The organism is Marinobacter sp. B-21 (genome assembly GCF_056857895.1).
On record NZ_JBSXNZ010000088.1, the window covers coordinates 350,250 to 360,121 of the forward strand.

A 9,872-nucleotide genomic window follows, 5' to 3' on the forward strand; every position below is an offset into this window, starting at 1 on the left:
GCAGGCCAACTGAAATTTATTATTATACGTCAGACAGTTACGATATATTCTCTGGGAGACCGGGGGATCAATGACGGACTTTTGACGACGCGCCGGGAGTTACTTGAGCCCATGACAGAAAGGACAAAGAAAAACGGCACCCAAAAGGGTGCCAGTGAAGGAGTTCGTCTTGCAGTGGGTCAGGCCATGGCCATCTCGGCATCCAGATCGATTCCGGCATCACGCATCTGGGCCAGTTTGTACCGGAGCGTTCTGGGGCTGATCCCAAGTTGCTCCGCGGCCCGGTTGCGACGCCCACGCTCTTTCCGGAGTGTCTGGATGATAATACGGAATTCCTGCTGCCTCAGATCATCGCCCAAAGATCCCGCCGCCTCAGAGTCTTCATCGTGCCGCGGCTGCGCCTGTTCCACTGCAGCCACGTAATGGCTGGAAACATCCTCCACCGGCCGGAATTGGGAAACCTCAGCCGGCGCAGCGCTGTGCATATCCGGCCGGCCGGTAATACCAAGCTCCAGGCACAGATCGCCGGCGTGAATCACGTTGCCCTGATGCAACACCAGGGCGCGCTGAATGGCATTATCCAGCTCCCGGACATTCCCGGGCCACCGATGGTTCATCAGAGCGTTCCTTGCATCCGGTGCAAAGGTGATCCCGGTAAGCTTCATTTTCCCACAATGCTTTTTCAGCAGCGACGTGGCCAGCGGCATGATGTCCAACGGCCGCTCCCGCAGGGGCTGCCAATGCATGGGGAAGACAGTCAGCCGGTAGTAAAGATCTTCCCGGAACTTGCCTTCGCGAACGTAATCCGCCAGATCCCGGTTGGTCGTAGCCACCACCCGCACATCCAGGCTGATGGTCTTTCGACCGCCCACACGTTCCACTTCCCGTTCCTGCAACACCCGCAGCAACTTGGACTGAAGCCCCAGATCCATTTCTGAGATTTCATCCAGAAGAATAGTGCCGCCGTTGGCCTGCTCGAACTTACCCGGCGAAGAAGCCACGGCTCCGGTAAAGGCGCCCTTCTCGTGGCCAAACAGAATCGCTTCCAGCATATTCTCGGGAATCGCCGCGCAATTAATGGCCACAAATGGCTGACCGGCCCTGGGGGACTGTTGGTGGATGAAACGGGCAAGCACTTCCTTACCGGTTCCGCTTTCGCCGGAGATCATCACCGTGGAATCACTGCTGGCCACTTTCGTGGCGAGCTGGAACATGCGCTTGCTGATCGGATCTTCAGCCACCGGTTCATCACCGGATTTCTGGCGTCCGCCGCCTACAACCTTGCTGACCGCATCCACCAGGAACTGCGGCTCGAACGGTTTGACCAGATAATCGGTGGCGCCCGCCTGCATGGCAGACACCGCATCGCTGATCTGGCCATAGGCGGTGATCAGCATCATCGGCAAACCGGGATAAAGACGCTGCACCTCAGCCAGCAGCTGATGCCCGGACAGACCCGGCATGTTGACGTCACTGACCACCATATCGACCGGGGACTCCGCCAGCCGCTCCAGCGCCTCACTGGCGCTCGACGCTTCCCGGACACGGAACTTCGCCAGCTCCAGCGTGGTGACCAGCGCTTCCCGCAGGTCATGGTCATCCTCAACAATCAGAATCTGGGCCTTGGCCATGGTTGCCTCCGATCAGTATTTGTTACGCAGTTGCGGTAAACGCAAAGTGGCGACAGCACCGCCCTGCTCCGGCGATTCAATGGCAAAGCGCCCCTGATGCGCCTTGACGACTGCCTGCACCACCGCAAGCCCGAGACCCGTGCCATGGGATTTGGTGGTGTAGAAGGCCTCTGCCAGCCGGCTTGCTTCAGCGGGCTGAAACCCCGGGCCGTTATCCCGGACCCGGATCACCAGCTCTCCGGCCTCCTCCGCCACCTGCACAGCAACGCGACTGGCGCCGGCTTCGAGACTGTTATTGACAAGATTGGTGCAGGCGCCAACAAGAGCGTCGCGGTTACACATCAGGCGGCACTCGTCGGAAACGTCATCCTGGAGGGTCACCTCCGCACCGGGTACCGGCCTTAACCCTTCGACCGCTGAGGCCAATGCGGAAACCAGTTTGCCGGCAGAGAGCTCCTCGGCGAGCCGGGTTTCACCGCGGGCGAAAATCAGCATATCCCGCACCTGTTGCTCGAGATGGGTCAGGCGGGACATTAAACGGGATGCGCAACGCTGGCGCATCTCTTCATCCAGGTCTTCCTGGCTGAGGTGGCCACCGTAAAGAATGGCGGCTGACAACGGCGTGCGAATCTGGTGAGCGAGAGACGCCACCATCCTGCCCATGGCGGTCAGTCGCTGGGCGTGGGCCAGCTGTGCCTGCAGATGGCGGGTTTCAGTCAGGTCGGTGAGCAGAATCAGCTGCCCGGGCTGGTTTTCCATGGTCCGGATTTCAATGCTGACCCGGCGGCCATCACTCAGAGATACCTCGTGGCCGTCATCCCGGCGCGGCGCGAAGCAGCGCCGGATCACATCAACCCAGCGGGCGCCGTCCAGGGGTTCCCCCAGCAAGGCGATGGCAGCGGGATTGGTCTGGGTCACCACGCCCTGGCTGTCGAGCACAACCACACCGGCGGGCAGCGCATTGAGCAGGGTAGATAACCGGTCTGCAAGCTGCTCCTTTTCCTCCAGCTCCTGCTGGCGCTGCAGCGATTCCTGGGTCAGCTCACCGGACAACTGGTTAACCCGGGATTCCAAAGTGCGGTAAGAGTCGGTGATCTGGCGCGACATCCGGTTAAACAGTTCCAGGGCGGAATCCACCGCCTCATCGTCCTGTTGCGGAAACAACGCTGTAACCTTGTCGTTAACGTCCGCCGCCGCGTTGGCCTTTGCGCCGCCCGCTTCGGACTGAATCACAAACTGTGCCTGACTCATAACCTGACTCCCCGATCGGCCCATCGGCCTGGGCCGTATTGTTCGGATGCTTCGTTTGCAGGTTGTTAAGCCAGCACCGTGCCAACTTGAATTTTTCTATATATTTCAGACAGAAAGGGAATTACCTGGAAGGGGGATGACAATTTTACGTCGGCCAGAAACGAGAACGGCGCCTCAGGTTACGAACCTTTGACGCCATTGCTGGAAACGCTGTCACCCCTAAAAAAGGTTTCAGGACTCTTCGGACTCCTCCTCCCGAAGCCCGTACTTGCGCACCTTCTCCACCAGGGTTGTGCGCCGGATTCGCAGCTTTTCGGCGGCCCGAGCGACCACGCCGCCCGCCTCGTCCAGAGCCTGCTGGATCAGCTGCTTCTCAAGGTTCGAGAGGTAGTCCTTCAGATCAATCCCGTTCACTGGCAGCAGCGCTGGTGCATCCAGCCCCACCAGCCCGGGTATACCCGAAGGCATTCCGGTGTCCTCAACCGGCCGGTTCTCATCGTAATCGTCAACATACCGAAATTTCTTGGGCAACTCCTGCACACCGATGACGCCGTAAGGATGCATGATGGCCAGTCGCTCCACCAGATTGGCCAGCTCACGCACGTTGCCCGGCCATTCATGGCGACAGAGACTCATGATCGCCGCCGAATTCATCCGCAGGGAGCCGCGCTTCTCCTTTTCCATCCGGGAGATCAGCTCGTTAATCAACAGGGGAATGTCTTCCACCCGCTCACGCAACGACGGCATTTCGATCGGAAACACGTTCAGCCGGTAATAAAGATCTTCCCGGAAATCCCCGGCCTCAATCATGTCCTCGAGGTGCTTGTGGGTTGCTGCAATGACCCGGACATCCGCCGACTGGGTGCGATTGCTACCCACCCGTTCGAACGTGCGCTCCTGCAGAACCCGCAGAATTTTAACCTGCATATTGAGCGGCATATCCCCGATTTCATCCAGAAACAGGGTGCCTCCCTCTGCCAACTCAAAACGCCCCACCCGGGCGGTAATCGCCCCGGTAAAGGCGCCTTTCTCATGGCCGAATAATTCACTTTCCAGCAACTCGGCGGGAATGGCGCCACAGTTCACGGGTACAAATGGTTTGTCACGGCGGGAAGAATGATAATGAAGGTTGCGGGCCACTACTTCCTTGCCGGTACCGGATTCACCGGTAATCAGGACACTCACGTCCTTGTCGGCCACCTGCTCCATCAGCTGCCGTACATGCTGAACCTTGCGACTGGTGCCCACAAGGCTCCGGAAAAGCTGAAGGCCTCGCTGCTGGCCGCGCTCCCGGGAACGGCTGAACTGATCCCGGTAGACCTGCGCACGGTAAAGCGAATCCACGAACTTGGTATAGTTCAGCGGCCATTCTATGCGGGCAATAATACGGGCGCTGTCATCATCGGACACGCCCCTGAGCTCCGGATGGCCCAGCAAAAGCAGAGGAACCCCCTTAACCGCCTTGCACAGAGCTGTAATGTTGTCGGCGGCACCGGCATCTTCGCCGTTCACCACCGCCGTGGAAATATCCGAAAGGCTCTCCTCGTCGCCACTGCTCAAAAGCGCCTTCGCTTCGTCGCCGGCAAGGACCTGCTCCTCACCAATGAATTCAAGAATGGTGACCATGTCCCGCAATCTTGAATCATCCTCGCTCAGCACCAGCACTTTGTTATTTTTAGACATTCAACAGAATCTCTTGAGGGATTTGTGCGGTATTTAAGACTGTAAGGACGACTGAGTCAATTTTATGACGCTATTTTCGCGGATTTGAAGATATGTTTTGATAGGCCCTGGCCGCGCTGCGGTTCCGGTTGACACCTTTGAGGCCGGCTTCCGCTTCCTTGCGGGCAGTGCGGGCGGATTCATCCGCAGCGTCAATAAACTGCTGCAGTTGCTCCAGCCGGTGCCGCACCGGCTCCGGTTCCAGCTCTCCAGCCTCCAGGGCAGCCATCAGAGGCTCAACTGCAGGCTGAACCTTGTTGTTCAGCTGTGCCAGTGCGTCCCAGTCCCTGTCCGCCAGCGCGCGACCGAGATCTGCCATCAGCCGGTCCAGGTGTTCCAGTTGAGCCTGAGGATCTGCCATTGAATTCTCCTTTCAAATCAACGTCGCGCCAGGCCGTCGGTGCAGTACCGCTCCGCCTTGAGGTGGTAAGTCGTTTCCATGGTAGTCCAGAATACCGGCTCACGGTAATAACTGATATTGTAAATCCTCTCTGCGACCCTTTGCGACCACCCTTTGCGCTACCCTTTGCGAAAGACAGCTGCAGAAATTTTCTGTCAGAAATGGTATAGTGGCGGATTAATTTTCCGGGGTTAAGCCCAGGTTCCGGGATTGCAGGTGTTTCATGGCCTCACAATGGCATTCACTGGTTTCGCAGAAACTGTTCCTTGCCCGGACATTGCTCGGTCAACTTGACCGTGCAACGGCCCGGAATGAGGAACACGCACCCAACGAAGCAGAGCAGGCGTTACGTCGCGAAGCGGCGATACAGGGGGCCACGGAGTTACTCTTGAGGTCCAGACGCCTGCTGCTGGTAATGATTGCCCGGCTATACCAGAAAAAGTCTGAAGAGCCTTCAACACTGGACGAGCTGGCCAAGGCAATCGGAGAGGAGCCCAGCGAAGTAAACCGGCTGCGGGCGATTGAGCACAGAGCCGGAAGCTGGTGGAACCATCTGGATCAGCTGGAAATGGCCCAGAGCCGGCCGCCGGCAACCCGAAAAACGGTCAGTACGGAAAATGTCATTGCGGTATCCGCCGACTCAGGTCCGGACCGGTCTGCCCCGGCGTTGCTGAACACACTCAATGCCGTCAAACACTTTGCCGACGATCTGGAAGAACAGCATAGCGAGTGGTAAGTGCATAAGGCTGTCCATTATCCGGATCCCAACAACTGAAAGGTTTACTGAATGTCACCATCGTTTTTTGAAATTGTACAACTGACCAATGGCGACTATGCCCTGCGCCGCATCGACGACGACAGTGCGCCGCTGGTAAAGATCTCGTTCTCGGAAGAAGCGCGGGAAATGATGGAAGACCGCGACCTGTCCGTTGCCAAGGCGATGATCGCCGCGGGTATTGAAGCTGTCGGCAATGTTGCACACGATATCGACTGGGAAGACGACGAACTGGACGCCCCGGACGCCCAGCCCTCCTACACCCTGCACTGAGCGATTAACGCTGCCTTAACACCACACCGTGACTGTTACCCTGTGCGGACGCCTTTTGCAGGGAATTGAAGGCGACACGGCCCAGTTTCCGGGTCCACATGACAACCGCATGGCAAGTACCTGCGCTCAGGGCGCGCTCAGCCAGTTCCTGCGCAGGGTATTCCGTGGTTGAGCGGAGCACCAGCAGCTCTCCGGCAATAATCCCGTGCATCGTCTGCCATTTGCTGACCAGAGCTTGAGGTGGGTCAATCCACGCCAGCCAGCGGTTCTCCTGGTTCAATTGAGTCAGCATAGGCAGCAGCAACTGGAAGTTTTCCACCTGCCCCTGCGGCAGGATAATTTCAGTCACATTTCCGGCAGCAGGCGCTTCCGTGGCGTCCGGGGTGCGTCGGGCGCGAATGACGGAACGCCGCTCGCCGGCGGCCGCTGCCGGCACTGAACAGGACAGAGCGTTGTGTTGGTATGCCAGATTCTGGTTAAAGCTCAGTTGTTCCATAATTCACCCGTTTCTCAATAAATCCGTGGTTATCCGGCCTGATCAGTGAAGATCAGAGCGACGGATAACACCCACACCCAGACCTTCAATGAACAGTTCCTGTTCTTTCAGGTCTACTTCGATGGGCGCAAACTCGTCATTCTCGGCGATCAGGTAGACTTTCGGGCCTTCCTTGCGAAAACGCTTAACCGTGACTTCATCACCCACCCGGGCAACGACCACCTGGCCGTTATGGACATCCTGGGTGCTGTGAACCGCCAGCAGATCGCCGTCCAGAATACCAATGTCCTTCATGCTCATACCCCGTACCCGGAGCAGGTAATCAGCCGGTGGTGAAAAGAACTCCGGCCGAAGGGTGCAGTGATCCTCAATGTGCTCCTGCGCCAGTATCGGACTGCCGGCGGCCACTTGACCAATCACCGGCAAACCCAGATCCTCTTCTGCCTCGGGCAGACGGATGCCCCGGCTTGCCCCGGGCACCATTTCAATGGCGCCCTTGCGGGCCAGCGCCCGCAGGTGCTCTTCGGCGGCATTGGCTGAACGAAAACCCAGCTCGGCCGCAATTTCTGCCCGGGTGGGCGGATAGCCGGTCTCGTCAACGTATCGGCGGATGATGTCCAGTACCTGGGACTGCCTTGCTGTAAGCTTCATTGAGCGACTCCGCTTGATCAGGGCCGGTATTTCGGTTTTGAAAGAGGGGTGCCCCGTGGGGCGCCGGCCAACCTGTTTTTATATACAGTCATTTGACTATATACAGTGTTTTATCCAGTGTAAAGTCGACACCCTGATTTTCTTGCCAGTGCTTAAGGATGACGATCAATGCCGGTGTGATATGGTGGGGCCATGACTCACTACCTACCAGGGAGCACCATGACACGGACCAAGGCCTGCAGGATGCCCGATGTTCTGAAAACCGCGGATGGAAAGGAGCGCAGGGTTGGCGTTGAAATTGAAATGTCCGGTCTGGGCTACGACGAACTGGTGGCTCTTGCCGCAAAGCTTCTGGGAGGAACACCGGTCCTCCGGTCGCGGTACGTGACAACACTGAAGACAGAGCTGGGTGAATTCACGATTGAACTGGATTCCGCCCCCATCAAGGAGCTTGATCTGGCCGATGAGCGGCTTCCCCGTTCGATTCGGGAACTGGGCGGCCAGGCCATGGATGTGATCGATGCCGCCGCGGAACGGATCGTGCCACTGGAAATCATCAGCCCGCCGCTGCCATTTACCAGTCTGGAAACGGTCGAATCTCTGGTCGATAATCTCCGCGAGGCCGGCGCCCTTGGCAGCCGTGAGGCGATCTACTTCGCCTTCGGCCTCCAGCTCAATCCCGAGCTGCCGGACCTCAGGCCGGCAACGCTGGTGCGTTATTTCCAGGCCTTCACCCTGCTGTACGACTGGCTCAAGGCCAGGCACCAGCTTGATGTCAGCCGCAAGTTCACGACCTATATCGAACCCTGGCACAGCCGATATACCGAACTGCTCATGGAAGACGACTACCAGCCGGAACTGCCGCAGTTGATGGACGATTACCTGGAGTTCAATCCAACCCGGAACAGGGCCCTGGACCTTCTGCCCCTGTTTGCCCATCTCGATCATGAACGGCTGGATCGCCACGTTCGGGACCCGAGAATCAAAAGCCGGCCAACCCTGCATTACCGGCTTCCGGATTGCGATATCAACAACCCGGGCTGGCATTTCTCATCCGTTTGGAATGACTGGGTGGTGCTCGAACAATTAGCCAGCAATCCGGACGATCTGTCGGAGATGCGCGCTCTGTTCCGTGAAGGCGGTAAACTCAACCTGCATAATCTGACCCACAGCTGGCAGGAAACCACCGAAGACTGGCTGGCCAGGAAGGGCTATGTCTGAGCCGCCTGAAACCCCCGACCGGGAACCGGAAATACCGGGACTGACCATCGGCATCAGCGGCCCCGCACGAAAGAGCCTGGCACATCGGCTGATCGGCCTCGGCCTGAGACTGCATGGTGCCCGGACCTACTACATTCGTCCGGGCTCCCGGGTGGACGTCTCACTACTGGACGGACTGGTGCTCTCCGGCGGCACCCATGTTCATCCGGAGCGCTATGGCCAGGAGTCGCAGGTAACCGCGCGCTATGATCGCAAACGGGATGCCACCGACCAGGCGCTGCTGGAGCAGGCGGAAAGAATTGGCATACCTGTGCTCGGCATCTGCCGCGGCGCCCAGTTCATCAACGTTTTCCACAACGGATCCCTGTGCCAGAACGTGACACCTCTGCGAGTGAACACACGGCATCGCCCTCTGTTGTTACCACTACAGACGGTTCGTCTGGTTGAACCCAGCCGGCTACGGCAGGTGATGGATTCCCCGGTGATCGGTGCCAACCGGATTCACAGCCAGACCATCAAGCGCCTGGGCCGAAACCTGCGCGTTACCGCCGTCGACAACGATCTGTTTGTTCAGGCCATTGAAAACACTCGGGGCCAGTGGCTGATGGGCATTCAGTGGCATCCAGAGTATTTGCTTTACCACAGTGGGCACAGACGCATCTTCCGCAATTTTGTGGACGCCGCCCGCCGATTCAAACTGGCACGCCTGGAACCGGATACCGGCGAGGCCTGATATCAATGCTGTATGCACAGGAGGAACTTCCATGGCCGGACGGAACCAAGAGTCCCGTTGTCTTCTTACCCTGGCACTGATGGTGCCGGCTCTGACCCTGGCGGGGGAAGTCACCCTTACCGGCGAGGGCAGTGTTCGCTATGAGCCGGACAGTGCACGGCTTCAGTTTACCGCCAGCGCCGAACATGCACTCCCGCGGAAGGCGACGGAACAGGTGGCGGCTCTGGTGGCCCAATGGCGAGACGGCATCCGCCGCTATCGGGACCAGCTCGGGGAATATTCCGACTCCACCGTCCACCTTTATACCCGCACCCTGCCCCCCGAAGCACGGGGCGAAGATCCGCAAAAGCAGGCCGTGGCCTCCCAGACCATCAGCTTCAGCATCAATGACCTGACGCTGCTTAACCCCTTGTTGCAGCAGGCTCAGGCCCTGGGACTGGACTATAGCCTGGGGCCACACCAGTTTTTCCACTCCGATGAAACGGGCCTGGAACAGGAGGCATTGGCCAGGGCCATTGCCGACGCCAAAGCCCGCTGCAGTTTCGTGGCAGGCCAGTTGGACCAGACCTGCGGGGATGTCGTAACCATCAACGTCAATGGCGGCCATCGTCCCGTGCCAATGATGATGGCGGAAGCCAAAGCAATGTCGGATACTGTATCCAGCGTGGGTGAACGGGAAATCCGGGCTTCGGTCAGTGCCACCTTTGAGCTGGACTGAG

Annotated in this window: 11 protein-coding genes; 5 read left to right on the forward strand and 6 right to left on the reverse strand. The window is 58.5% G+C overall.

Going from position 1 to position 9,872, the window contains the following annotated elements:
- Nucleotides 1–179: 179 nt before the first annotated feature.
- From AC13C0_RS19760 to fliT, 4 genes are all read right to left on the reverse strand, one after another.
- Nucleotides 180–1,631, reverse strand: a complete 1,452-nt coding sequence (locus AC13C0_RS19760) for a sigma-54-dependent transcriptional regulator (RefSeq protein WP_117617620.1) — start codon at nucleotides 1,629–1,631, stop codon at nucleotides 180–182.
- Nucleotides 1,632–1,643: 12 nt separating this feature from the next.
- Nucleotides 1,644–2,882, reverse strand: a complete 1,239-nt coding sequence (locus AC13C0_RS19765) for a sensor histidine kinase (RefSeq protein ID WP_117617621.1) — start codon at nucleotides 2,880–2,882, stop codon at nucleotides 1,644–1,646.
- A gap of 231 nt (nucleotides 2,883–3,113) precedes the next feature.
- Nucleotides 3,114–4,565 (reverse strand): sigma-54 dependent transcriptional regulator, encoded by a 1,452-nt coding sequence (locus AC13C0_RS19770; protein WP_117617622.1) that lies wholly within the window; start codon nucleotides 4,563–4,565, stop codon nucleotides 3,114–3,116.
- A gap of 70 nt (nucleotides 4,566–4,635) precedes the next feature.
- Nucleotides 4,636–4,965: a flagellar protein FliT gene (fliT, locus tag AC13C0_RS19775; RefSeq protein ID WP_341582218.1), complete on the reverse strand. Its 330-nt coding sequence runs from the start codon at nucleotides 4,963–4,965 to the stop codon at nucleotides 4,636–4,638.
- A 262-nt stretch (nucleotides 4,966–5,227) separates the two neighbouring features.
- On the opposite strand from fliT, the gene AC13C0_RS19780 reads away from it, so the two are divergent.
- Both AC13C0_RS19780 and AC13C0_RS19785 read left to right on the forward strand, forming a co-directional pair.
- On the forward strand, nucleotides 5,228–5,740 hold the full coding sequence (locus AC13C0_RS19780) for a DUF6586 family protein (RefSeq protein WP_482954906.1): 513 nt from the start codon (nucleotides 5,228–5,230) through the stop codon (nucleotides 5,738–5,740).
- 51 nt (nucleotides 5,741–5,791) lie between these two features.
- The gene (locus tag AC13C0_RS19785; RefSeq protein WP_117617625.1) at nucleotides 5,792–6,052 is read left to right on the forward strand and encodes a hypothetical protein; all 261 of its coding nucleotides are present in this window, start codon (nucleotides 5,792–5,794) and stop codon (nucleotides 6,050–6,052) included.
- Nucleotides 6,053–6,056: 4 nt separating this feature from the next.
- On the opposite strand, the gene AC13C0_RS19790 is transcribed toward AC13C0_RS19785, so the two are convergent.
- Nucleotides 6,057–6,548: a cell division inhibitor SulA gene (locus tag AC13C0_RS19790; RefSeq protein WP_341582220.1), complete on the reverse strand. Its 492-nt coding sequence runs from the start codon at nucleotides 6,546–6,548 to the stop codon at nucleotides 6,057–6,059.
- Between the two features lie 42 nt (nucleotides 6,549–6,590).
- On the reverse strand, nucleotides 6,591–7,199 hold the full coding sequence (lexA, locus tag AC13C0_RS19795) for a transcriptional repressor LexA (protein ID WP_117617627.1): 609 nt from the start codon (nucleotides 7,197–7,199) through the stop codon (nucleotides 6,591–6,593).
- 219 nt (nucleotides 7,200–7,418) lie between these two features.
- Here lexA and AC13C0_RS19800 point away from each other — a divergent pair, with 219 nt between their 5' ends.
- From AC13C0_RS19800 to AC13C0_RS19810, 3 genes are read left to right on the forward strand one after another with little or no spacing between them, the layout of a single operon-like run.
- Entirely contained in the window at nucleotides 7,419–8,420 is a 1,002-nt protein-coding gene (locus AC13C0_RS19800) for an amidoligase family protein (protein ID WP_117617628.1), read from the forward strand.
- Entirely contained in the window at nucleotides 8,413–9,153 is a 741-nt protein-coding gene (locus AC13C0_RS19805; protein ID WP_482954907.1) for a gamma-glutamyl-gamma-aminobutyrate hydrolase family protein, read from the forward strand. Before AC13C0_RS19800 ends, AC13C0_RS19805 begins: the two co-directional genes overlap by 8 nt.
- Nucleotides 9,154–9,184: 31 nt before the next feature.
- On the forward strand, nucleotides 9,185–9,871 hold the full coding sequence (locus tag AC13C0_RS19810; protein WP_117617630.1) for an SIMPL domain-containing protein: 687 nt from the start codon (nucleotides 9,185–9,187) through the stop codon (nucleotides 9,869–9,871).
- Nucleotide 9,872 lies beyond the last annotated feature (1 nt).

Bases quoted from the DNA above. Each gene is read 5' to 3' on its own strand.
- AC13C0_RS19790 (WP_341582220.1), bottom strand. From the start codon at position 6,548: ATGGAACAACTGAGCTTTAACCAGAATCTGGCATACCAACACAACGCT.
- AC13C0_RS19770 (WP_117617622.1), bottom strand. From the start codon at position 4,565: ATGTCTAAAAATAACAAAGTGCTGGTGCTGAGCGAGGATGATTCAAGA.
- fliT (WP_341582218.1), bottom strand. From the start codon at position 4,965: ATGGCAGATCCTCAGGCTCAACTGGAACACCTGGACCGGCTGATGGCA.
- AC13C0_RS19805 (WP_482954907.1), top strand. From the start codon at position 8,413: ATGTCTGAGCCGCCTGAAACCCCCGACCGGGAACCGGAAATACCGGGA.
- AC13C0_RS19810 (WP_117617630.1), top strand. From the start codon at position 9,185: ATGGCCGGACGGAACCAAGAGTCCCGTTGTCTTCTTACCCTGGCACTG.
- lexA (WP_117617627.1), bottom strand. From the start codon at position 7,199: ATGAAGCTTACAGCAAGGCAGTCCCAGGTACTGGACATCATCCGCCGA.
- AC13C0_RS19800 (WP_117617628.1), top strand. From the start codon at position 7,419: ATGACACGGACCAAGGCCTGCAGGATGCCCGATGTTCTGAAAACCGCG.
- AC13C0_RS19760 (WP_117617620.1), bottom strand. From the start codon at position 1,631: ATGGCCAAGGCCCAGATTCTGATTGTTGAGGATGACCATGACCTGCGG.
- AC13C0_RS19765 (WP_117617621.1), bottom strand. From the start codon at position 2,882: ATGAGTCAGGCACAGTTTGTGATTCAGTCCGAAGCGGGCGGCGCAAAG.
- AC13C0_RS19780 (WP_482954906.1), top strand. From the start codon at position 5,228: ATGGCCTCACAATGGCATTCACTGGTTTCGCAGAAACTGTTCCTTGCC.
- AC13C0_RS19785 (WP_117617625.1), top strand. From the start codon at position 5,792: ATGTCACCATCGTTTTTTGAAATTGTACAACTGACCAATGGCGACTAT.